The sequence below is a fragment of the Heyndrickxia oleronia genome, from assembly GCF_017809215.1.
In the GTDB taxonomy this organism is placed as follows: domain Bacteria; phylum Bacillota; class Bacilli; order Bacillales; family Bacillaceae_C; genus Heyndrickxia; species Heyndrickxia oleronia.
In genome coordinates, this window is the sequence record NZ_CP065424.1 from 4,329,140 (window position 1) to 4,352,245 (window position 23,106).

General features: G+C 36.5%; 31 protein-coding genes. 3 read left to right on the forward strand and 28 right to left on the reverse strand.

All coding sequences use genetic code 11. From position 1 onward, the window contains the following. Positions 1 to 51: 51 nt before the first annotated feature. Genes I5818_RS21705 through I5818_RS21715 form a run of 3 tightly spaced genes read right to left on the reverse strand, consistent with a single transcriptional unit; the run spans position 52 to position 2,283 of the window. Positions 52 to 477: a hypothetical protein gene (locus I5818_RS21705; protein ID WP_078111369.1), complete on the reverse strand. Its 426-nt coding sequence runs from the start codon at positions 475 to 477 to the stop codon at positions 52 to 54. After that, positions 474 to 1,049, reverse strand: a complete 576-nt coding sequence (locus I5818_RS21710; RefSeq protein WP_078111370.1) for a replication-relaxation family protein — start codon at positions 1,047 to 1,049, stop codon at positions 474 to 476. Before I5818_RS21710 ends, I5818_RS21705 begins: the two co-directional genes overlap by 4 nt. After that, positions 991 to 2,283 (reverse strand): FtsK/SpoIIIE domain-containing protein, encoded by a 1,293-nt coding sequence (locus I5818_RS21715; protein WP_078111371.1) that lies wholly within the window; start codon positions 2,281 to 2,283, stop codon positions 991 to 993. The genes I5818_RS21710 and I5818_RS21715 overlap by 59 nt, the downstream gene beginning before the upstream one ends. Positions 2,284 to 2,562: 279 nt before the next feature. On the opposite strand from I5818_RS21715, the gene I5818_RS21720 reads away from it, so the two are divergent. Continuing rightward, on the forward strand, positions 2,563 to 2,763 hold the full coding sequence (locus tag I5818_RS21720; protein ID WP_078111372.1) for a helix-turn-helix transcriptional regulator: 201 nt from the start codon (positions 2,563 to 2,565) through the stop codon (positions 2,761 to 2,763). A 10-nt stretch (positions 2,764 to 2,773) separates the two neighbouring features. On the opposite strand, the gene I5818_RS21725 is transcribed toward I5818_RS21720, so the two are convergent. After that, entirely contained in the window at positions 2,774 to 3,079 is a 306-nt protein-coding gene (locus I5818_RS21725; protein ID WP_139358245.1) for a DUF4359 domain-containing protein, read from the reverse strand. 405 nt (positions 3,080 to 3,484) lie between these two features. On the opposite strand from I5818_RS21725, the gene I5818_RS21730 reads away from it, so the two are divergent. After that, positions 3,485 to 3,706 (forward strand): hypothetical protein, encoded by a 222-nt coding sequence (locus I5818_RS21730; protein WP_078111375.1) that lies wholly within the window; start codon positions 3,485 to 3,487, stop codon positions 3,704 to 3,706. Positions 3,707 to 3,877: 171 nt separating this feature from the next. Here the strand turns inward: I5818_RS21730 and I5818_RS21735 are convergent, their stop codons facing one another. Next, on the reverse strand, positions 3,878 to 4,882 hold the full coding sequence (locus I5818_RS21735; RefSeq protein ID WP_078111376.1) for a DUF3231 family protein: 1,005 nt from the start codon (positions 4,880 to 4,882) through the stop codon (positions 3,878 to 3,880). 887 nt (positions 4,883 to 5,769) lie between these two features. Here I5818_RS21735 and I5818_RS21740 point away from each other — a divergent pair. Then, positions 5,770 to 6,240 (forward strand): hypothetical protein, encoded by a 471-nt coding sequence (locus I5818_RS21740; protein ID WP_180211467.1) that lies wholly within the window; start codon positions 5,770 to 5,772, stop codon positions 6,238 to 6,240. A gap of 664 nt (positions 6,241 to 6,904) precedes the next feature. Here I5818_RS21740 and I5818_RS21745 read toward each other — a convergent pair. The 23 genes from I5818_RS21745 to I5818_RS21855 form a co-directional block, all read right to left on the reverse strand. After that, positions 6,905 to 7,720, reverse strand: coding sequence for an N-acetylmuramoyl-L-alanine amidase family protein (locus tag I5818_RS21745; RefSeq protein WP_180211466.1), 816 nt, complete (start codon positions 7,718 to 7,720; stop codon positions 6,905 to 6,907). A gap of 64 nt (positions 7,721 to 7,784) precedes the next feature. Continuing rightward, the gene (locus tag I5818_RS21750; RefSeq protein ID WP_078109536.1) at positions 7,785 to 7,979 is read right to left on the reverse strand and encodes a hemolysin XhlA family protein; all 195 of its coding nucleotides are present in this window, start codon (positions 7,977 to 7,979) and stop codon (positions 7,785 to 7,787) included. 148 nt (positions 7,980 to 8,127) lie between these two features. Next, positions 8,128 to 8,376 carry a phage holin gene (locus I5818_RS21755; RefSeq protein ID WP_180211465.1) on the reverse strand — a complete coding sequence of 83 codons (249 nt, stop codon included), beginning with the start codon at positions 8,374 to 8,376 and terminating at the stop codon, positions 8,128 to 8,130. 35 nt (positions 8,377 to 8,411) lie between these two features. Then, on the reverse strand, positions 8,412 to 8,630 hold the full coding sequence (locus tag I5818_RS21760) for a BhlA/UviB family holin-like peptide (protein ID WP_078109538.1): 219 nt from the start codon (positions 8,628 to 8,630) through the stop codon (positions 8,412 to 8,414). Positions 8,631 to 8,706: 76 nt separating this feature from the next. Then, positions 8,707 to 8,844 (reverse strand): XkdX family protein, encoded by a 138-nt coding sequence (locus I5818_RS21765; protein ID WP_078109539.1) that lies wholly within the window; start codon positions 8,842 to 8,844, stop codon positions 8,707 to 8,709. Then, positions 8,844 to 9,053 (reverse strand): XkdW family protein, encoded by a 210-nt coding sequence (locus I5818_RS21770; protein ID WP_078109540.1) that lies wholly within the window; start codon positions 9,051 to 9,053, stop codon positions 8,844 to 8,846. The genes I5818_RS21765 and I5818_RS21770 overlap by 1 nt, the downstream gene beginning before the upstream one ends. After that, complete coding sequence (locus I5818_RS21775; RefSeq protein WP_209391951.1) at positions 9,050 to 11,473, reverse strand: fibronectin type III domain-containing protein; 2,424 nt, start codon at positions 11,471 to 11,473, stop codon at positions 9,050 to 9,052. Before I5818_RS21775 ends, I5818_RS21770 begins: the two co-directional genes overlap by 4 nt. A gap of 52 nt (positions 11,474 to 11,525) precedes the next feature. Next, complete coding sequence (locus tag I5818_RS21780) at positions 11,526 to 12,200, reverse strand: phage tail-collar fiber domain-containing protein (RefSeq protein WP_078109541.1); 675 nt, start codon at positions 12,198 to 12,200, stop codon at positions 11,526 to 11,528. After that, positions 12,200 to 12,841 carry a putative phage tail protein gene (locus I5818_RS21785; RefSeq protein ID WP_078109542.1) on the reverse strand — a complete coding sequence of 214 codons (642 nt, stop codon included), beginning with the start codon at positions 12,839 to 12,841 and terminating at the stop codon, positions 12,200 to 12,202. The genes I5818_RS21780 and I5818_RS21785 overlap by 1 nt, the downstream gene beginning before the upstream one ends. Next, positions 12,834 to 13,907 (reverse strand): baseplate J/gp47 family protein, encoded by a 1,074-nt coding sequence (locus tag I5818_RS21790; RefSeq protein WP_235849561.1) that lies wholly within the window; start codon positions 13,905 to 13,907, stop codon positions 12,834 to 12,836. The genes I5818_RS21785 and I5818_RS21790 overlap by 8 nt, the downstream gene beginning before the upstream one ends. Next, positions 13,900 to 14,313, reverse strand: coding sequence for a DUF2634 domain-containing protein (locus I5818_RS21795; protein ID WP_078109543.1), 414 nt, complete (start codon positions 14,311 to 14,313; stop codon positions 13,900 to 13,902). Before I5818_RS21795 ends, I5818_RS21790 begins: the two co-directional genes overlap by 8 nt. Further along, on the reverse strand, positions 14,298 to 14,711 hold the full coding sequence (locus I5818_RS21800; RefSeq protein WP_139358094.1) for a DUF2577 domain-containing protein: 414 nt from the start codon (positions 14,709 to 14,711) through the stop codon (positions 14,298 to 14,300). Before I5818_RS21800 ends, I5818_RS21795 begins: the two co-directional genes overlap by 16 nt. Next, positions 14,712 to 15,671, reverse strand: a complete 960-nt coding sequence (locus tag I5818_RS21805; protein ID WP_139358096.1) for an XkdQ/YqbQ family protein — start codon at positions 15,669 to 15,671, stop codon at positions 14,712 to 14,714. 10 nt (positions 15,672 to 15,681) lie between these two features. Then, a complete protein-coding gene (locus I5818_RS21810) occupies positions 15,682 to 16,374 on the reverse strand; it encodes a LysM peptidoglycan-binding domain-containing protein (RefSeq protein ID WP_078109544.1) in 693 nt (230 codons plus the stop codon). Further along, positions 16,371 to 18,899 (reverse strand): tape measure protein, encoded by a 2,529-nt coding sequence (locus I5818_RS21815; RefSeq protein ID WP_078109545.1) that lies wholly within the window; start codon positions 18,897 to 18,899, stop codon positions 16,371 to 16,373. The genes I5818_RS21810 and I5818_RS21815 overlap by 4 nt, the downstream gene beginning before the upstream one ends. Positions 18,900 to 18,959: 60 nt before the next feature. Beyond that, positions 18,960 to 19,322, reverse strand: coding sequence for a hypothetical protein (locus I5818_RS21820; protein ID WP_235849562.1), 363 nt, complete (start codon positions 19,320 to 19,322; stop codon positions 18,960 to 18,962). A 237-nt stretch (positions 19,323 to 19,559) separates the two neighbouring features. Beyond that, positions 19,560 to 19,961, reverse strand: coding sequence for a phage tail assembly chaperone (locus tag I5818_RS21825; protein ID WP_078109548.1), 402 nt, complete (start codon positions 19,959 to 19,961; stop codon positions 19,560 to 19,562). 20 nt (positions 19,962 to 19,981) lie between these two features. Continuing rightward, positions 19,982 to 20,449, reverse strand: coding sequence for a phage tail tube protein (locus I5818_RS21830; RefSeq protein WP_078109549.1), 468 nt, complete (start codon positions 20,447 to 20,449; stop codon positions 19,982 to 19,984). Between the two features lie 14 nt (positions 20,450 to 20,463). Continuing rightward, positions 20,464 to 21,777 carry a phage tail sheath C-terminal domain-containing protein gene (locus I5818_RS21835; RefSeq protein WP_078109550.1) on the reverse strand — a complete coding sequence of 438 codons (1,314 nt, stop codon included), beginning with the start codon at positions 21,775 to 21,777 and terminating at the stop codon, positions 20,464 to 20,466. Next, complete coding sequence (locus I5818_RS21840) at positions 21,777 to 21,956, reverse strand: hypothetical protein (RefSeq protein WP_235849564.1); 180 nt, start codon at positions 21,954 to 21,956, stop codon at positions 21,777 to 21,779. The genes I5818_RS21835 and I5818_RS21840 overlap by 1 nt, the downstream gene beginning before the upstream one ends. Beyond that, complete coding sequence (locus I5818_RS21845; protein WP_078109551.1) at positions 21,949 to 22,362, reverse strand: phage tail terminator family protein; 414 nt, start codon at positions 22,360 to 22,362, stop codon at positions 21,949 to 21,951. Before I5818_RS21845 ends, I5818_RS21840 begins: the two co-directional genes overlap by 8 nt. Then, positions 22,352 to 22,750, reverse strand: coding sequence for an HK97 gp10 family phage protein (locus I5818_RS21850; RefSeq protein ID WP_078109552.1), 399 nt, complete (start codon positions 22,748 to 22,750; stop codon positions 22,352 to 22,354). The genes I5818_RS21845 and I5818_RS21850 overlap by 11 nt, the downstream gene beginning before the upstream one ends. Then, entirely contained in the window at positions 22,750 to 23,106 is a 357-nt protein-coding gene (locus I5818_RS21855; RefSeq protein ID WP_078109553.1) for a hypothetical protein, read from the reverse strand. The genes I5818_RS21850 and I5818_RS21855 overlap by 1 nt, the downstream gene beginning before the upstream one ends.

Below are 23,106 nucleotides of genomic sequence, written 5' to 3' on the forward strand. Positions count from 1 at the left end.
TGGCACGAAATTGGCACGAATGATTTTTATAGCTATTATGTGATTAAAAATTTATATTGCATCTCCTACTGCTTTTAAAACATTTAAGAGCAATGGTAAGATCTGAATAAGTACATATCCCAATCCAGCATTTTGAATCCCACTCCATGCCCTTTCACTTTTTCCTAGCATAAAAAAGAAACAAGAACCTACTATAATTACTGAGCACACCGGAAAAGCAAGAGCAACCATTAATTCAACTAATGGATCCAATGCGTGAGCTAGTATTTCTAGTGACTTTTCTCCAATATATTGTGTAGCTCCTACTGGTACTGCATCGACTGTGGTTGCTAAAGATGGTTTTGAGAAAGCTAATGGTAAGACAGTAGATATACCAACCCTTTTTGCAATCCTACTTAAATCCTTCTTTCTTTTCTTCTTTTCAATTTTATATTCTGATGACATAAACTCGCGTATAGAAATTATTTGAGTTTTCATTTTAGATCCTCCCAAAGATAAATTTTAAACTTTAATCCTTGGCTTAAAGATTCAAGTTTCTTCTTCCTATACGGCGTTGTTGTTACCCAGATAAGAACAAACTGTGGATTATATGTTGATAACTTTTTATACTTTTTTATTTTTTGAATATTATTTGACATCGATTGTTTGTTGTCGACTTCAATGAAATGATGGAGTTTATCGGAGATATAGGCAGCGTCTGCTATGAGTGATACATTGTTAATTGATATTTCTACTTCATTTCGCCAAGATACAGGGCAACCAACTGTAATGTATAAATCATTTCTCATGAGATAATGTGTAACCATCGCTGTTTTTTTGCGTACTTTCTCTGCTTGCACTCTTTCACGGCCATTTGAATTCAAATAATAAACATTCTTTTTATCATCAGTAAAACTGGATACATAATTGGATAAGTCTTTTAAAACCCTTTGAGCATTACGAGTTTTACCTAAGTTAACCATCCTTTGTAATTGCTCTCTGGTAAGGTAATCACACTTCTTTAATAATAAAAGAATTTGATCTATTCTTTTCTCCTTTTCTATATTCATATGACTGCTCCTTTCTTGGCTTAAAAACAATATGAGGCTTTATCATGCTCTCAATTTGTTCATTTGTTATAAAAGGAGTTTGAACAATTTGAGTACCATCAGGAGTTTTATAAATCGCACGACCTGGTAAAGGAAGTTTTTCTGCTCCGGATTCGTCCAAAACTACTCTAGATGCAATAGCATCTCGCAATTTATAAGTAATTACCGTATCGCAATTTTGTTTGATTTGCTTATTCATTACATCTGCAGTGGGATATTGACTGCAATAAACTAATCGATAACCAAGTCCAGCTCCAATCCGAGCTATTTCCGAGAGCGCTTCTTCGCATTTACGCGCTTTTTCTTTTTCCTCTTTACCTGTGATGATGTTTGGCGAGATTTGTGCTGCTTCATCAACAATAATGATATGTCTAGTGCTAATGCCAGCTTCTTTAATGTCTTCTGATCCATTTTTATCAAACCACCCTTTCATTTTTTCCATTTCACTTTGGACCTTTTTTAAGACTTCAAGTGCACTGTCTAAATCGGTAGCAACATCCTCCACCTGTATTGCATTTTTAAATCTTGTAAAAGCGAGACCACCCTTTAGATCAATCAAAGACAATTTTACGGTTTCTGGTTGCTGATATATTAGTGATGTTATTAGCAGTTTTAAAAAGACTGTTTTTCCTTTTCTGGTTGCACCTGCTAATGTAATATGGCCACGTTCCATGTCATGCTTAATAAAGCCGTAACGAGTTATACCTAAAGGAATTTCCCAATCAATACACCTACCTAGAATCGATTCATCGAATTTCAGATTTATAGGCAAAGCTTTTTCCAAAACCTTGATGTGTAACATCCCATCATACTCTAGCTCTACATCCTTCTGTAAGTGCTTTGCATTTGAAATGATTTCTTTAATTTGCCTTAACCAATTCTTTCGAAAGTTTATTTTCAACAGTTCACTAATATCAATAATCTTTTTTTTATTGTTTAATCCATCTCGTATATGATCAATTTTTCTTTCAAAATCAGCAAATGAAAGCCCCAAGGGAATACGGTAAACATATTCCATCCCCCACTCATGTCGCTTTTTTCTATAAATCTGTATTGAATCCTCTTTTGTAGTTAAACCGCAGTGTTGACAAATCTTTTGTATTTTGTCCACATCATTTGAAAGACTAGATTTTTTTAAATACGAAATACTAGCGATAGAACCTAATATAATTGATGAAGAAATTTCAAACAACATTGTCACCCCTCCATTCTATTACTTTAGTAATAGTTAACTAATAAACGAAATTAAGTTTTCACCCCAAACCTTGTTATAACTAGCTTTCTATCATTCGTTTTACTTTTCGCCATGCGAAAAGCTAAGTGAATATGATTAACGAATAGTAAAACGAAACTGTTTACGTATTATTGATTTATAGATATTAGGTAGTGTTTGTCCTTTATGCATTGTCCACTTTAATAAAATAAAAAGGATTTTACATAGTTAAAGTGGAATAGCTTTATTGAGGTGAGAAAAATGGAGTTTAAATGTAAATTGAAGGTTATTTTTGCAGAGAGAAATATTACTTCAAAGGAACTAGCTGAAAAGATTGGAATAAGCCGCGCAGCTATAAGTGGTTTAATAAATAATAAAAGTTTACCTTCCTTTGAAACAGCTTATTTAATTAGTGAAGAGTTAGGGATGGATATCAGAGAGATTTGGACAAAAAAAGAATAACCACTATTGGTTATTCCTTCAATTCATTTGCACCTCTTATCCAAAAATAATTATCAAATATTCCAAGAGCTACAAGATTTGGAGAATTATCTGAATCATCTCCGGTTTTGTATAGGGTAAAAAGTAAATAGTTCTTTTTAGTTGTGGTTGATTTCACAATTGGACTGGAGATCATACCTAGTAACACTCCACCTTCATCTTTAATCTGTGTTGATACCCAATCCACATAATCCGATTTCGATGATGGGTTAGTTATAAGTGCCAATAAACATATTACAATAATAGATACAAAAACAATATTTTTTGTTTTCAACATATCACCTTTTTAGCTTTACTTTCTTTCATCTTGTACAATACTTTATGTTTTCATACCAATCCCAACTAAACCAATTTTGAATTTCGATTTATTTTATTTATATCCCTATAAAGGTGATCTTTTCCTTTTATTCACATTCATCAAAAATACCCGATATTACAATTAGGGAGGTGTTTCGATGAATGTAGATTTTTCTATATTGCGAGGCTCTGTAAATAACTTATTTATGAAATTAGTATTAATATTTATAATTCCAACTATTTTAGCCATAACAGTAAAATGGATATTGGTCAAAGTAAGGATTCCTTACATCATCACCAATACTATAACTGTAGCAGCACTCTTATTTTGCGTTTATAAAATGATAAGAATTGTATTATATTGATATTTTTTATGAGGTGAAAAATGAAAATTAGCAGAAGAAGTGAACCGGAAGAAATAAAACTAAAAGTTAAAGTTCGAAAAGATAAAGAACAAGAAGATCTAGAATTCTATGAAAGTATAGACCCAGAAGACATGAAACTCTATGAGAGATTCGTAGAACTGTTAAATATGCTTCCTGAACATAGAAAAAATGAATATATACAAAGGTTAATTGATGCAGCAGAAGATAATAAATCCGAATAGTTACTGCATTATTTTTAGTAAACTCAAATAAGCCCCTCTCGAATGAGAAGGGCAATTTTATTAGGAATTAAATCCACCAATTTCTTGGAATCTATCAACATAACGAGTGTTTGGAGCATATACATATGCTCCTCTTGCAAGAATTATTCTACCCCCAACAACCTGTTTTCACTACACTTTTTTTGCAATTTCTTTTCTATTAGGAGCAAGTGGAGGTTGTTCTAACCATTTATTATTTACCATTAGATTAAACCATTTTTTTGTAACCAGTAAATTTTTTATAATGGTATTTTCGTATGCCGTCACAAGATCTGTTCGCATGGCGGAGGCTAGACCTGCTCCATGATAATTTTGAGCTGCTTGGAACAAAAAACCCATATGATACAACATTAACTTATCTGAAAAAGGAGAATCCGTTGAAGTTGTAACCTCTGTTTCCCAAGATTTCGGAACAGGTAAATTATCATTTTGCATTATTTTTGAAAATGTTTTTATTTGTCCATCTGATGTTTTCTCAGTTTCCATTAAAAACTTTCTTACCTCTTTTGTTTGAGCAACCTGACTAAATGCAATAGAAAGAGTTTTAGCCATAATACTTTTTTTAAGGTTGAAAGAAATACTGAGGACTTCTGTTGCTGATAAACGTCTTCCTTTTCCAAAAAAACCATCTATAAAATCATTACCAGATACATATTCAGGGTTTTTGGCGGGATAAAACAATGGGTCTCTTTGAAAACTTCCCTTTTCAAGCAATAACTCAATGGTTTGATGATACATTTTTTTGGCATCGTTATTACATGAATCATAAAAATCTCTTAAGTCTTTTCTAACAGATACACCTAGTGATGTGGTGTGTCCTAGCAAACCGTGTAAGGTCATAATATGTAAATAATGTAGGCAAAATATATCCGTGAATAATCTCTGTTTCCCTTTAAAGAGGTCAGATTCTGTAAAGCCAATGGGAATGGGAAATCCTTCTTTCTTCATAAAACTTACGATTTGCTGCTTTTGCCTTTCAAACGTATTAATGGCACTTTCAAAAATTGTTTTAATTTCCTCATCTTCAATTATAGAAGCCATGTATTTATTGACTACATCGGTCATTGTACCGTTAACATACTCTCCCCACAAAGTTCCTATCTCAGAAGATGTAAGTTTTAATTCATTTTCATTCACACTATCACCTCATTATATTTTCTAGTGAATACTGTAAGAAATAAGTAATTTATCTTTATTTTTATTTCTATTGGAATCATAAATATATTTCACCATCTGTATTGTTTTTAATCCTAAAATTGTAATAATTACTGTATAAACTGTTGTCAAAATAATCGCAGGTATAACCTAATTATTTAATGTTCCCTGATCGTTTTGCTCATTTCAAAACAATTACTCTCCAGTAGCTAATTTGTATGTAATGTACCCACAATAGAGATTTACATGCATTCTCTTCTTTTTATTAAAGAAATCAAACATTTTTTGAGGAACACCTTTTTTTCAACAATATATATATGATAATTGGTTAATACATACTGAAGGTTACCTTATAGAAATGAAACAGATTGTTAAACTAACCCATACAATTCCGTGAGAAAGTACTATACAAGTACTTGGGGGTTTTATTTAAAATTAATAGCCCGTCTCAATTGAGAAGGAGCTAAAATTACTGGAAGAGGACTATAATGAGTGGACAATTAAATTAACCTTATCACTGGTTAGTAGCTGATTAATGCTTTTACTTATTAAGTATAATATTATTCGTATGTCTTTTTACTTGGATAGTCTTATAAAATGATAAAAACTCCCACTCAAATTGAGAAGGAGTCTTCATCATAATACACCTACCTGGGTGTAATCTTATTATGTAATTTGAAATAAATATTATTCATTTATAGAAAATTTTTTTATAAAGCTCCTCTCGATTTAGAAGGGCTTTTACCAACCCTTTTTTCATATTCGACTAAAGGGGTAGGTTAGTAAAAGGATAGCTTACATATTAATGTGATTTATTGGATATTTTAATAGGTAAAAAAGAACACTTTGGGAAAGGGATGATAAAAGCTATGACAATAAAAATTCAAAGAATAGTTAATGTTGCAATGGTCTTAATATCATGGTTGACAATCCCTCAATTAGGTTTACGTAACATAAAAAGATTTCTACCAGCATCCCTCCTTATTTTAATCGTAGAAATGCTTCATGCACGATATGGAAAAAAACAAAGGTGGTGGGTCTTCTTTAATAAACCTAAATCCACTCTCTTTGGGGAATTTCCATTCCAAATTGGTCCATTTTTAGCTGTCGCTATATGGTCTTTGAAATGGGCAAACGGAAATTTTAAATGGTTTATTTTAATCAATGGAATTATAAATGCTGTCTTTGCTTATCCAATCACATATTTTGCAAGAAAATTTAGGTATTATACATTGGTTCGATTTAATAAATTTCAATTTTTCCTTTATTTCTTTTCTAAGGCATTTTTATTGTATTGGTTCCAGTATATTTATGAAAAACTTACTTATCAAAATGTTTAAGAAGGTTAAATTTATTCACTATAATAAATAAAAAAACTCTGTTTTCCTATTCATAAGAAGTAGATTGTAAAAGGTTGTACTTAACAGGGGGGCTTTAGTTAAAGAAGAAAAGGCCCCTCAGGATTAAGAGGGGGTAATAATGGAGGATAATAGATAAGTGAATAACTACGGACAAGTAAGTTACCCTCATTCACTGGTTTATTGCTGATTAATGTTATTACTTAGTACATCTTTTTATTTTTAAGTTTTTTTGCTTGGGTTATTTTACAAATGGTATAATGCCCCCCCTCGATCCGAGAAGGAGATTTTAGAAATATTCTTAACACAATTTCAGGCGAGTAGTTATACTATCCATTAAAAGATTAATTACTCATTTTTGTCTAAATAAAAAAATCCCTCTCGACTGAGAAGGACCAAAATGAGTGGTGAAGCAGTAGTGGAAATAGATAGACAATAAATTAACCAATTTCATACGCGGTTTTGCTGGAGTATTTATCGGTCAATACATTTTATAATTTCTAAGTGTTATTGCTTGGGTTGTCTCATAAAATGATTAAAAGCCCCCACTCAAACTGTGAAGGAGCTTTACAATATGGTCAACACAATTTCAGGCGAGTAATTATATTTTGTACAGTTGACAAACAAATTATTCAATAATAACTTTCTACTTAATTTGATACCAAGCATTAATACTTTTTAGAAATTGTTCCATTTCTTTTGCTTTTGGTGTTCCTTCTGTAAATTGTCCAATTTCAAAGGAAAGTGATCCTCCATCATTACGAGTAGGCTTAAAATAATAACCTTTTTGAATAAGGAAATTATGAATCTTTAAAAGTGATTCCCCAGAATATCCACCAGTATAGAACGAAATTTTCTTTTCCACTTTCGATTCCTCCTTTACGTTTGATTTAGATACCTCTTTGATTTTTAATTTAAAATGAGCAACAAATGCTTTAAATACTGCTTCAGCATATATCTCTCGAAATTCTTCTGATTTCAATAGTTCTGATTCTTCCTTATTACTCATAAATGGTCCTTCTTGTAGGATTGCTGTCATATTTGTTTCTCGCAGTACATGAAGGTCTTTAGCTTTTACTCCTCGATCACGTAACCCTGTAGCTTTAACAACATATTCTTGTACTACTTTAGCAAAAGCTAATGAATCCTTTGGCCATGAGGTATAAACAAAAGTTTCAAGACCGTTTGCGCTATTCCACGTACTGTATGCAGCATTTCCATGTTGAGAATAGAAAACATCAGCACCCCATTTGTTTGCTTTGTCTGTTCTGGATTTCAAAGATACATCTGTTTTACCTGTTGGATCGTCAGTCCTTAATATCGAAACATTCTCACACGTATTTAACTTATTTATCAGTTTCGTTACTACTCCACTATTAAACTCCCATTCATGTAAGGAATTATCTGGAGTACGTTTACCTGGGGTATTTTTTCCGTGTCCAGCATCTATTGCTATTTTCATTTACAAAACTCCTTTCAAAATAAAGTGAGCAACAACTAATTGCTGTCGCTCATTACGATATTTTTTATATTCCTCCTTTAATTATTAATCCTAAAACCGCAGAAACCACTGCACCAATAACAATTCTTAAAATCCAAGTCGTATTGCTTTTTATACTTGCGATATCTTCTTTTATGTCTTTAATGTTTGATTCTGCTACTGCAAGCCTTGTTTTAACATCTGAAATATCACTTTCAAGTTTCGATACTCGTTCTTCCATAACGCACCACCTAAAAGATATTAATACGTTCGGTACATAGCTGGCTACAGTTTTCAAAAGAAATAATTATTTCCTAATCTATTGTTATGCTAACCTGTCCTTTTTCGGAAAGGCTATAGAGAAAAAAGTAATCTTTTAGTCATCACTCTTACTTAGATTTCGTTAATCCTTCTTTTCTCAATACTTCTTTTTGCTTTTTCCCTTTGGCTGTTACATAGTTATTTTTAAACCAAGCAATTCCTGTAGCAACAAAAGTAAATACTCCAGATATAACTGCAGTTTGATCTTGTTCAGTACCTGGAATTTCATACAACCCAAATCCAACTAAAAATTGATTAATTAACGCAACGGCTAAAACGATTGTTCGAATCACTGTTCCTTTATCCATTTTTATCATCCCTTCAGTTTAAAAATTAAATATAAAAAGACCAATTACTTCGGTGGCAATCGGTCTTTGATATCTGATAATTGATTAATCACAACGTCATATTTATCACTAAATTTGTTAAGTATTTCATTTTGATCTTCTATCGTCTGATAAAGTTTATCTTCTCTTGCTTTACCTTCTTTACGACTCGTATATAAAAGCCATACAAAAAGGACCGCAAATGGTCCCTGTGTTAAAAAATATTGAGTTAAACTTGCATCCATATGGCACCACCTACATAAATAATTAACCATGCTCGGTACATAGTTCACTGTAGTCATGAAATCATAAAAAATACACCTATTCGGTAGGTGCTACATAATCATCTTTTGTTATTTCCTTGTATTCTGCTGCAGAAATTTCCTTCAGTTGTACTGCTAAATTTAAGTCATCCATACTTGCCCAACCAAATTTATAAGCCATTTGCCAAAAGGTCATTATGAATTACCTCCCTTTAAATTCGCAACTTCCAATTTAGTTTTAACCAGTTCTTGACCAAGTGCAGCAACCATTTCTTTTGTTTGTGCATGATCTAGTTTTTCCTGGACTAATTCAAGCCCTATTGCATCAAGTGAAATGGGAATATTCTCTTGGTTCTCTTTTTCTTGCTTAATTATGCTTAATGGCTTTTCATTTAGGATTTTCAATCAAATGCACCCCCGAATCCGTTAAATTTAACCTGGTCATGTGCTGTTCCTTTGTGGAGAGTGAAACGAATATTTATTCCCCATTGTTCGGCTGTTTTTTCTGTATTCGTAAAATGAAAACCTCTTTTATTCATAGCCATTCCAGTTACGTCCTCCCAGGTAGGGACTTCATCAAAGGCGTTGTTACATGCTTCAATAACAATCGTTGACCCAATCGGTAAATACACATCCGGTGTAACTAGGATTCTTGTTGCAGCTATATCCGTAACAAAAGGATTTTTTAATTCTAATTGAATCGTATCTTCGGTTCTTGTAAATGTGTATGTTCTAGTTGATTTCGCCCCAAATGAGTCCTTTGCTTCAATTGTTAACTTATGTTCCTGTTCAAGTTGCAAAGGAATCCACATTTCAATAGGTATTTCTATTTTGTATTCTGTTCCTAACTCTGCATCAAATGTTCGGATGACTTGTCCATTAATTCTTTCTGTAATTGTTGCTGTTTGTTTCTCTGGATCATCTACCTGGTATGTGATTGATGGTATTTCAAGTAATTCCCCTAAATCTTCATCAGTTCCAGAAATAACAGGTGGTCTGTTGTGAATCACTCGGAATATTCTTTCCTCGACTGTAGATATACCACCTTGTCCATCATCCGCCCATACCTTTAATGTGTGATCTACATTTTCAGCAAGATCATTTGATATAGGTGTGGCACCATCGTAAACACGCTTATTGCTATACGTGATTTTTTTCGAAAACTCGATAGGTGTTGATCCGTCTGATAAACCAGATTGGATATTTCGAATCGTTCCATCGTTAATTTGCATTTTGATAATAATATTATCGTTTGCATCTGTATCCCTTGCGCTACCATCCACAAGAACCTCATTCTGTCCCTCTGTTTCAGACATAGTGAAGTTATTTGCTGTATTTAAAAGAATAGTAGGTATGACATTGTGCTGAATCTCGTAAACATCGGAATAAACATAATCAGACGACGTATTGACTGTATTTCTTGCATATACCCGGAATTGTATATTTGTCAATGTTTTATCTTTAGTTATTATTATTCCTCTTGTTAAAGCATTTATTTCAGATAGTTTCGTCCATCCGGTAGAGCTACCATCGCTATTATGTTTATATTCTAATGTATACCCTGCTAAATTAGGTGCTGACGACGGTCCCCATGTTACACTAACAGTTTCACCCGGCTTTAATACCGTCCCTTGTGTAGGTACGGTGAATGGTCCCGGCGGTGGAATAGAATCTTTTACGCGGCTACCTCGTACCCACCAATAGCCGGATTGTTGGCCGTCTGTTGGGTATGTTCCTTCTTCGGCTATGATGCCGGATTGAATTAGTGATCCGCGAACATCTCTAAAACTTTGAAGGAAACCCGATTTGGAATATTGGTATAAAGTTTCGGTGCCAAGCTCAAATTTTTGTATGCTATTACCGCCGTTATATACTGTATAACCAACAAATCCAGGTTGATAGTTAGCATATCTAGGAGTACCACTTTCCTTGTATGTCCCTGTATTTGGATCAAACGAATACGACGGATACCCCCAAGCATCATTAACTGTACCTTTATCATATTGTGCGTCCAAACTCCAAGGCGGCTCAGTTCTCACCTCTTGCCTTGAAATATTATACTTACTCCAATAATACAATTTCTTTGTGACGTCGAAAACGGCGCTTTCTCGATAGGCGCTTTCGGCTCCTTCTTTATCCCTTGCTTTTACTCTAAATTTTAGTGTTTTAGCCGTTGGGATTGTATATGTGTAACTTAAATTAACTGTCGATGTTATGTTTTTCCATGTCCCTCCATCGATCTGAACGTCTAGTATATAAGTAGAAAAATTATAATCGGGATCGTTGGACATTCCCCAAGTTAATGCCCTTTGATCTCCGATTTCTAACGTTGTACCCGATATAGGTTGCGTGAATGTTCCAGGTATTGTTGGCGCGGTGTTTGGATCTTGTGTAGTTAGTGCAATAACCATCCATTTTACGTTTTGATCTTGAAAGAAGGAAAGGCCGCCACTATTTGTTTGGTAAACACCGTTATGATTAAAACCAAAATTAATACCGTTATCCATCCATATTTCTATGATATAATCTTCGGCACTCAATAAATAAATATCAGGGATCGGTATGTCTAAATATTGGTTTATCATGTTCGATAATGCCACTTGACCCTCTCCAAGTGATGTTCCTGTGCTCCATGTTTTAACTCTCCATTTAAGGTTTGTACCAGGTGACGAATTATAAACATAGAAACGTATGTTTTTTAGGTATCTTTTGTATGAGGGCCTAAAACGGCATATACCTAGCCAGTTATCTCCATTAGCCTCTAAAGTCCCACTAGTTGCCGGATTGTCACCGGTTGTTAATTGACTAGAAATGTAAGTCGCCATTAAATAACCTCCCCTGCTTCAATGGTAAATGTTTGAATCACTTGATTCATTTTTATATCACCAACCTTTTATTAACACTGTCATAAACCCCACGACTAACAATCACATCATCCAGTGTGTAAAAATCCTCTGTAAATTGATTGTTTGTGAAGTTATTAGAGAAGGATTGTTCTAAGTTTGTTAGTTTCAATGACAATTTAGAAATATCATCGGTGTTCTTTTCTGCCCTTTGACCAATAGCATCCACTCGAATAACCAATTTATTAAATTCTTCCCTGGACACATAGCCAGTGTTGGAAATAACGGCAGTTATTTCTTTAGCATTGCCAACGACTACAATAATTTCAAATTCTGCATTAACACCAGTGTTTCCACCGTTAGCAGGTAAAAAATCGGCTTCCTTTGCAAATGTAATTGCAAAGAGAATTTCTCCTTCGTCTGGATCTTCAGCAAAAAGGCCTACTTCCTGAACATAAAACGGTTCTGTTAGTCCTTCATTTGTAATAGAAGTGTGAATCCTGCAATATCCCGAATTATCGACTTGAATACCACTAATACCTAAGTCCTTTTTTGGACTGATTAGTGATGTAAGATCATCTATGTTTTGGCCATTATTTTCACCATCACCAATAGATACCTTTGTAAATTTTAATTGGACACCACTTTCAGCCTTTGCTTGTAGCATGCGCCCTTTTTTTGTCAATGCCATACCTGTGTAATCTGCCATTAATGAATCACCTCCGGCTTAATGGTTGTTCTTGTTCTCGTGGATATAAAACCTGCTCTACTTATATCCAAATTTAGATTTGGCATTGTGAATTTAATGGGGTTGATGGTTGTTCTTTTTCTTTCGGAAATAAACCCTCCATAATTAATGTTAAGTTCAATTTTTCTTTTATGAGTTAAAGATAGTCCCATATTTAGCGGGACCACACGATCAAGCAAGTTTGAAAGTTCTTTATAGTAACGTTCCTGATAGTTTGATAATGTACCTGGTTTGAACTTCACTTCTATATCAAGATGGTATTGAATAATATCTAAATTAATTTGGTAATCATTTTCACCAAGTAAACTCTTTAATACCTTTTTTAAATAATGAATTGTATAAGGAGGTTTCCCCTGCATTCTACTTAGTAATCTTTGTTTACGATATTCCAATGTTTCCGTAGTTGGATCAGGTATAATACCAAACATTGCCTCTCGTCTTGCAATAGCTACCTCACTTGAAGTTAATATAAATTGATCATTTTCAAGTTGGTTAATATCACTTTCTAGCTGCTCAAATTTTTTTGATTCAACATTAGTCATTTCTTGAAATTCTTTAATATCCCAATAATATCGGGGCAAATACTCCATCATACTATTCATTAATCATCACACTCCCTTTTACAGGGATTTCTCTAGGTAAAATAATATTTCCGGGATTACCATTTAAAGTTGTATTTATAATATCCTGTACACCATCAATAGCTAAAATACGAGATTCTAGATGGCTAATTCTTAAGACTAGTGAGTCACCTTTTTTCCATTCTTTTCGAATTTCTTCAAGATACTTTTCAAAAACTGATATAACTAGGGGCTCTACTTGTCCTACTGTCAAATCATTAAGTAATAAAGTAGTACCAAAATCTACACTAACCGATTGAACTGCTTCTATAACAACCTTGTGGCCAATTGGAGCAGTACCATACCCTTCACCAGTTACTTCTATAGGATCAATAGCATTTTGAACTGAATCAATCAGCTCCTTATTTGGTACATTAAAAGTTGAATCGATAATAACTGCTTTTACGGTTCCTCCTCCATTAGGAGTACGATATAATTGGACTCCACCTACGCCTTGGATATCCATAATTTTTTTCCTATAGTCCGCTCTATTCCCACCAAATGGATGATCATTTAAACTTTCAACAAATTTGTTATATAAAGATTCATCGGATTCCTCATCTTCGCCAGGTATTAAAACATCAGATAGTATTGCTTTTCCTAAACCTTGAATCGACTCTATAGGTAGTAGATCGCCATAATCTTGGTTTCCGATTACTCCAGGCGTTTCAGCTTCAAGTCTATACTCCCCGTCACTTATTTGACTAATAGCTTGATAGATAATGTCATTTAATCGAAATCGACTGTTAATTGGTATATTCATTGGTCTTGATTGAGTATCAGTAAATATTCCCTTACGAATCGCTTTTGTAGCTAAATCCGGGTAAACCCCATGCTCAGCTACCCGTCTTCTTAGATATTCACCATCAGAAGTATCTGCAAAAATTAACCTTAAAAGAATATCTATATTAGAATACATTTCTGCAAATTTCATAGCTGTTTTAGCAAGTGCATCATAAATAATGGATCCTTCCCTCTTATCTACGTCATCTTGCACATCGTCCAGCATATCTTGAAGAATACTTTGAAAAGTATAATGTTCAAACAAACGGGATCGCCTCCCTTAATACATTCACGTCACCGTAGATAGTAAGGGCAGTCAAACTTACAAAGGCTTCATCCTTTTCAAAATCAAGCTTGAAGTTTTCGATGGACGTAATTCGTTCATCTTGCAGCAAAGCTTCTTTTATTCGCCTTGGAAGTTCACCCCGAACGAATAGGCGCTCATGACCAATCATGTCCTGAAAGCCGTAGTCATCTGAATAAATCAGATGGGCGAATCGTTTGGTCCGCAAAACCTTTAGAATTGCTTGTTCCATTGCTTCTTTCCGGTCAATGAAGCCTGTACATCTGCCGCGTTCCAAATCTAATTTATAAGTACGGGTAGGAAGCTGCGCCTCACTAACTACTTCTAAATCTTCCGTGACAGTGACTCCTCCTACTGGTAAGACCATACTTCCTCACCTCTCTTATATCTATCAATGACTAAAAAACGGTGACCGCCTTGTACACGTAGTAGTACCACCTTGTCACCTTTTTTTAACCCATTTTCAAATATCATTTTTGCGTATTTCAAATTGTATTTTGAATAGCCTTCAGATGAACTTGTATCTTTTGCCGTATCCCCTATGACTGAATCTGGCCAAGTCTTTGGGTTCTCATAGTCAACAGAGATAATTCTTTCATGTCGGGTTAAGTGTTCGGCAATATCCAGAAACTCTTCTGTCAGCTTCAGTTTTTCGTGAACACGAATTTCCAAAGGCTTTGCATTCTCAACTGTACCGTACAAAATATTAACAGGGTTGGTTGCCATAACGGCTTTCACTGCCGCCTTTTTCACATTGTCGTACATTTAAACCACCTTCACTTTCAAGTCCATGGTGTGTACACCTTCTTGCCATTTGTGGGTACATTCGTCAATCATGACATAATCTTTTATGCCAAGCTTTGCAATGTATAGGTAGAGCATACGACCCGCGCGCACTTTCCAATTACCTAGGCAAGATAACTCAAGCGTTTTTGTCTCTTTGTTATATGCCTTGATGGATCGCTCAACCAATTCCTTGATCTGGGCATCTGTCATGTTCTCGTCCACTTTGCGGAACTGCTGAAGAAGACCCCATTTCTTGATGTTTGCTGAATCTTGGGCTATAAAAGTTTCTCTTTTAGCTTTTTTCTTGTTGTCCCGAACGAACTTTATTTTGTTATACGTTTCCTTATCAATTGACTTGGAATACTCATAATCGTAAAGCAGGCTGTCATCACCAATGTAGAAATCGTCAGCAGGTATGACCAAATTTTCAATACTTCGCAAATCAAGTTTCCCGAAATTATCAAACAGGATAAAATTTCGGTTTGTTGCAATCAAAGTGGAATCAAGGAATTTTGCCACCACATCGAAAGCCTCTTTTTCATCCTCTACGATTCCAGGAACGACAAACTTTGTGTCTTCCAAAATGCCGGTGCTCAAATTTAGCATTCCTGCGATTCTCTTTATAGCAGTTGTAGCCGTGGAAGAAGGCATAACATAAGTGTCCTGGTTCTTTAAGTATCGTAGTTGGTCATACGCCTTGATTGACATATCTCCACTCTTTTTTATGCCGTCCTCAAAAGCGAAGCCATAGAAAATCTTGTTATTGCCTTCAGTAGCCCGGATAATTGCCCCACCTTCAACAGGGAACTCCAAAGGCTTATCATTATACATATCTGCTTCAAACGAACTTGCTTTCCCGATCCGTTCCGTTTTCCATTCAAAAGATTTAACTGGAATATCGAACACTTCACCTTTTCGGTTATCGATTAAGATTTCCATTCATCCCACCTCATTTCTTTGTCCAGGACGGAGGAATCTTTAATTTCAATCCTATGGCCAACTTGCGGTATTGGCTTGGTTGGATGTTATTGAGCTTCGCCAACTCAGAATAATTGTTCCCGTTACCTGTGTACTTCTGAGCGACTTTCCAAAGACTATCACCTTTCACTAAGGAGTAGGTTTGTGGAACTGTTCTTTTGTTTTGCGTTGCTGGAGCCTTCTTTTTAACAGCAGCCGGCTTCTTCTTGGATGAGGCTGTTGTCGTTTTTGGCTTTGCTACTTTAAGTTTCTTAGGACCAAACGGGACGAATTTTTTTAATGCAAGAGTAAAATTTACGTCCGAAGTTCCATAGGATTCATCATATTCAAAAGATTCAATGGTTACGAGCTCATTGATAATAAAAGAGCCGTCCACGTATATATAGCGAACTGGCTCTTTGTCATTCATCCATTTTTCAAGTTTTTCCGTGTAGAATGAGGGCTCCCTAAAATCAGTTTCAAGGAAATGATACTTTTGCGCTGGGAAAAAACTTTCAAGATCAAACTCTTTCAACTCAACGTCTTTTGGTACATTGACTGAACCAAGTTTTGCTATTTTAAAAGATTCCCCATCCCCTTTATTCTTCACGTTTACTGTTTCGGGATTGACAGGAAGACGAAACCCTTCCGTGTCATTCTTTACGCTTAGATAGATCCCCCTCATGTCACTACCCCTTCTACACTTCGAGCCATGTCATCTTCAAAGCTCTTATTAATTTTTGAGATCACTTTATCAATATCCGCTTCCTCCTTCATCGTCACGTCTTTGAAGGTAACGGACGGGCTAAGAGTTATATTCACTTGATTGATAGATCGACTATCCGCCATTTCAAGCAAAAGCTTCAAATCCTCATCGGCAATGTTGATCTTGTCCTCAATCTTGCCGATCTTATCCAACTTTCCACCTGTCGGGTTTTTGCTTTTCTTTCCTGCAGCACCTGGTGCAGTTGCACCACCTAGTGTAGGATCATATCCTCCTGCAGGAACTTCTCCTGGATTCATTAAACTAGAATTCTTTCCTGACATTAAACCAGTTACTTTATCAATTGCACCTGTCAGTTTTTCGCTGGCCTTTAAGGAAAGATTAGATCCAACTTGTTGACCTTTAACAAATGCATCACCAAGATTCTTGTACTCTAGCCTTCCAAAAGAAACTTGCTCCGGAGCTGTAGGCATGTTGACACTCTTCATGTAGTCTCCTGCCGTATTGAATGAGCCAAGGTTTACAGGTCCTGCCTTAGTAGGCGCTACAAGGTTAGCTTTTATACTGTTTAGCTTATCAACAGCTGCGGTGCTTGCTTTCAAATCGACGTTACCAATTTCGCCAATATCTACGCCTGGGATTTTGTTAATTAAACTAATTAATGAGTTTATGCCGCTGACTGCCTTGTTAACTAGGGTAGAAATACCACTAAGTGCATGATTCACCGCACCCACTATTCCAGACGCTACACTACTCATGACCGTGAGGATGCCTTCCTGCATTTTATAGAACCCCATTTGTACTAAGTACACTCCGTTATTCCAGATATTGATAAAGAATTCAGCTGTTCGAAGTGCAGCATTTCCTATGGCATCAAAGACCATACGGACAAGCAGGTTTAAACCTATCCATGCCAATTGAACCCCGAAAACTGCTTGATTCCAATGATTTACGAACCATTCTGCGACCATGATACCAAAATTCCCGATGCCCATGAGCGTATTGTAAAACACAGCACCAAGCCAGTAGACAGACCCAACAATCGCCCCAATAACCGTAGCCGTAGTGTCAGCCCAGGCAACCATTGCATAAATAACAAGTGCTATGACTGCCACGATTATGAGCAGTACAATCCCGATAGGATTAGCAAGATATGCAGCGTTAACAGCCCACTGCAATGCCGCCCATGCTGCTGTTGCCACACGAATTAAACCAATAATAGCGTATTTCGTGAGCAGGATTCCGGAGATTGTAAGAAGAACAGCCCCTATTGTCGTTAGAATAGGCGCTATCCAAGACCAGTTATCCGCGAATATTCCAGCTACCCATAAGGCTGCCTGACCCATCCAAGATAACAATGTCGCTATAAAGGTGATAGAAGCTCCTATCCCCTCAAAGACACCATCAAATCTATTACCGCCAAATGTCTCATTGAACATATTTACAAGTGGGACAAAAGCAGCTACTGCGGGACCGATATATTTAGGCACTTTTTTGAAAGCGTCAGTTACAATACCGATGGTTTTGGTTAGCGGCTCCATGAAGTCATCCATCATAGCAGCACCGGCATTTCTGCGGGCAGAATTAAGTGAATCAATTGCACCGCGCCATGTACCTTTCACACCTTCCATCAATCCGCCAAATTTTTTATTCATCCCTTCTACTAATGCGGTAATGGCCATACCTGCGTCAACAGCCCCATCGGAAACTTGATCCCTCATTTCGTTAGCAGACTTACCTGCGGCTTTCCCAAGTATTTCAAAGGCATTAATACCATACTGAGAAAGCCGATCTACTTCTACGGCTGTTATTTTCCCTTGAGCCTGGATCTGTCCGAATATGTTGGCCATGTTCTGCATCTCAGCATTTCCGCCTCCGATAGCTGCTACTGCGTCACCTATAGCTTTCATGATTGGAAAGGTGTTTTTTGCTTCTATACCGAATGCAATTAAGTTCCTACTAGATTCCAGTAGATCTGGATAAGAGAATGGGGTCTTTAGTGCAAAAGCATACATATCGTCCATGTATTGCTTAGCTTTTTTTGCATCTCCAAGGAAAGTGGTGAATGCTACCTCAGAACTTTGCTTGAATGCATGGAAATCAATCCCTCGTGAAAACATATCCGATAGCGTATTTTTTGCTGCATTAAATAATTTATAAGCCCCAACCGCTGCTAACAGCCCACCAGCATAATCTTTTAGTAAAGAAAGCCCGTCACCAAGAGAATGATTGAACTTCTCCTGTTGACGGGCTGCGCCCTCCGCTCCCCTTCCGGTGTTATCCATAGAACTCCGTAAACGCTCAAGGTCTGCTGAAGCATTGGATATGTTCCGCCTAGCATTCGCCAGGCTCTTTTGGTCCAGTTGCTGGGTAGCAGAGTCCATCTGCTCCATAACTCTTATTGTACTATCCATGGCTCGCATGATTTTCATTAGGGGGCCGGTCAACCTATCTTGAAGAGATAGTGTTGTTTGAGCGCCTGACATATATTCTCACCAGCCTTTCAAGCAAAATAAAAAGCACCCAAATTTAATGAGTGCTTAATACTAAAATAGTGATTTTATTAGTGTTTTATATAATTTTTCATTGATTTCAATTAAAGACTTTTTACCATCTTTAAACTCAATTGCTAATGTATGTGTCCCTTTATTTTTTGCCGATAGCCCTGCTAATAAGCCGACAGGCCCTAATAATGCCCCTCCTACTAAACCTCTTGACACACCACTCACGGCGCTTTTTCGATGTTCTTCCGTGATCAATTCATAAGAAGATACAGTATCTTTATTCAATGGAAATTTTTTAGTAAAACCAGTAAATAAAAAAACTTCTTCTTTTCCAAATAAAGATTGTTTACTAAGCAATATGTTTTTCCCTTCATACTCTCCTGCAATAACTTTATTTTGAGCCACTTTGTCCCCCTCCTTTTTATACCAATATAGCATAAAAAAGGGGGAGTTATTTCTTTTTCCTTTTCGCTCGCTTTGCTTCTTTCTGCTCTTCCTTGATACGAATGTCGATACTCGCTATAACAAAAGCTTTCTCTTTTCTGTCCATTTCAAAAAATTCTTGTGGACGTATTCTTAAACGCTGGAGGGCGTAATGTGCATAAACCGCTTCAGGATCCTTTTCATCAGGCCCTCCATCTATTAGTTTTTTGCTTCTTCAATGTCCTCGTTGATGTTGCCACCAATTCCGCTGATCTCAGTCACCTTTTCAAGAATCTGCGATGCTTCACCCAAATAAAACAGTTCGGAGAAAAGATTCTCCGCCCCACGAACCCCGTAAGATTCTTGAAGCTCAACATCGTTCAAGTCAGGATAGACAATTGAAGCAGTATTGATTCCACGGTTGTATTTCACTACATCAAACACTCTCTCTGGACGGCCTTTGATTCCAGGTTTATTTACGAAACACTTCTCATTAATCTTATCGGCTTCCCCAGCAGTCAATGGACGCAATTCAATAGGCTCTTCAAAACGTTCTAGTTTTAATTTAACTGTTTCCGTTTGTTTTACGTTACCCTTCATAAAAGAACTAAATTTACTCATTTACATTTCCTCCCTTTTTATCAATCAGTAATTACATTAAATTGATCCAAGAAATCAAAGTCATCAAACGTGAAGTCCGTTTCATCCTTCAAAAGATCGTCCGTGTCCCCATCAAGCATGGCAATCAAGGCTCCGTCAGGAACAACATTCTTAATGAGCGCTGTCTGTTTTCCTGCACGAGAAGTGATATCGGCATTGACAACTTGAACATCCATGATAGGTGACTTACCTGTTTTCACATACTCTAGTGCCATCTTTCGCATTTCTGGTCGATGATAATAGAACTCCATGGAGCCTGTACCTTCTGCACCCACGATCTTTCCGCCTTTCATACGCTTTCCAACCGACTTTACATCTGCTTTTGTATAATCAATACGGGCTTCGAATTTAATCAATTCAGCGTATTCGTGCACCTGCCCTTCAATGGTGACGTACACCATGCCTTCTTTTGCACTAATTGCATCGTTATTTTGCATAATACGTGGCATTCATTCCACCTCCGTTATTTACATTCAACAGTCATATACAACTTTTCCATAGCGTCGTTGAACTTCAGACCCATAGAAGCCAACACAGCATCTTTTTCAGCGCCTTGTTGTAGATGGATATCATCCGGATCATATGGTTCGATTGCTCCCCGACGAACAAGTGGATCCAAGATAACGGTCATGATCTGTCCTTTGAATAGGTTTCGACCGTTCTCATCGTTATCTACTTTCCCGATGAAGAAACGGGAGTAGATATGCTGTACGTTATTTGAAACAATATCCATTTGACGCACAATTTTGTTTTTACGGAAATCTTGGTTCTTGATCGGTGTAAAGGAACGGAATGTGTTGATATCTTGTTCGACCACCACTTTGTCCACGCCGTCAGCACCTTCGTTATAGGTATAAACAATGTGTCCGTCCTGCAATGCTTTGACAATCTCATCATGGCTCAGACGCTCACAATCAATAGCCCCAGGGTATTCTGCATAAGTAAGTGAATTGGTGGTTGCATTGGCATAAGCAGCACCGTACCAGTACACAGACTCCTTGGCTGCCAATTCTTCCCCACCATCAAGCATAACGCCGTTTAGTACGGAAACAACTCCTTCATGATCTGCAGCTTTATAATCATTGGTAACGAAAGTAACATTCTTACCTTCCTGCTCTCTCCATTGCTTTATTTTCAAAGAGAATAGTAATTTAATAGAATCGTCATCCGTTCCAATAGCGATAGTTTTGAATCGTTGAGAATCCAATCCTGCTGCCAAATCAGAGTAGGATTCATTTGTAGCCGCTACTGTCGTTCCATCTTTCAAGGTCAGAGTTGTTTCACTAGTAGGAAGCTCCCCGGAGAAAGCGACATAAGCATTCGGCTTCAATTCTACGCTTGAAATTACCTCCTGAGAATCCACGGGGTTACCGTCAAAGAAAGTTTTAACAGTAGCGCCACCTTCCAGTTCAGGAGCCACCATAACTACAATCTTATTTCCATCTGAACCCCCATGAATTGCAGTAACTGTAAAGGTTCCATTTGTCGCTTTTGCTTTCTCACCCTTACCATTTAAGTTGTAGACTATGACTTCACCCGTACCCTTGAAGGCTTCACGAATAGGAATAAGTTCATCTAGCGATTTTCCAAACTTCTCTTTGAACTTAGTATTCGGAGAAACTTTGATAAACTTGCCTGTTTCGCCCCAATCAGCTTTAATAGGGACTACTTCAGCACCACGAGAATCAAGTCCAGTGGCTACTAGAGCATTGGTTTCAAAGTTAACATAAGCACCAGGACGTACTTTGTTTTGAGTTTCCCAAAATCCTCCTGCCATTACGCTTTAACCTCCTTCTTCTTCCAATCTTCTACAAGCTTGGTTACTTCTTCTTTCGTGTAAGTAGTGCCGTCCTTTAATAAAACTTGTAGAAGTAATCGTTCATTTGTTTTTTTTGCGGCATTTAAAAATGCTGCTTTCCCGAACTTCTGTCCAGGCGTGGTTTTTGCTTTAGTCACTCGTAGCACCTCCATAATGCAATTTCTGCATTTTTGTTCCTACTTCTATTTCACGAACAATTTTTTTCACGCTAAACGTGATTACTAGAGTTCCATCATGCTTTTCCGCTTCCAATCGATTGACATGATATTGATTGGCAATGTAGCGAAAGTTCTCTTTAAACGTTTGGCTTACCTTATCGGTTTCTGTATAAACATTTCTTTCATCTTCAGGAAAGTAGGTGACGTTCACCAAGAACTGCCACTCTGACAGATTCCAAAGTTTTCTTTCCTGCGAATCGTTTACTATAAGCACCAAAAAAGCAGGAACTTTGAGTCCCTGCCGGATTGGTTCATCATATACTTTTATCCCACCAAAAACTTGTTTCAGTTGCTGAATAATGAGGTCTTTAAGTTCAGTTACCAAAGATTCGTCTCATCTCCTTTACTACTTCTTTTTCCCACATATTCGGAGCAATACGTTGCATTTCTTCTTCGGTCAACTTCAACATAAATCTCCCTTCAACCCAACCAACTGTTTTTCCCGCGATGACTATTCTATGTCCATTCTCCACGAAGGAGGCATATTCCAATTGATTATAAATGACAATAATATACGTATCGCCCTTTTTGATAACATCATATTTCCAATTGTTACGTAAATCCCCTGTATCCACAGGAGTCATCTTCTTAACTTTACGGATGGCCAATTGAGCTACACGTTTTGCTACTTTCATATGAATCTTATAAGAAGCCTTATTTAGCTCAATCAGATTTTCCTTGATACGTGACACTTCGCTAAATTCAAAACCCATTATGCGTAACCCTTCCAAACAAGGAAAACTTCCTGGTGAGAAACATACACGAAGGGTTTTTTGGCAGATTCATATTCTTCACCATTAACTATGATGATATCTCCAGCCTTAACATCAAAGAGACTTGAAAGAAACATCTTCACGTCATAGTTAATAGCATTTGCTTCCCCTTGAACTGTATTATCAAGCTTTGGAGTGGAAAGACGACAAGGTACATCTGTATGCTTTATGATCCATTCCATACCATCAGCACCGTTTGGCTTCACTATTTCTTCATAGCGCTTAATTTCCGCTTTCTTGTCATACATAAACTCAACCGCTGAGGTAGCTTTTGCCATTATACTTGAAATGTTCAT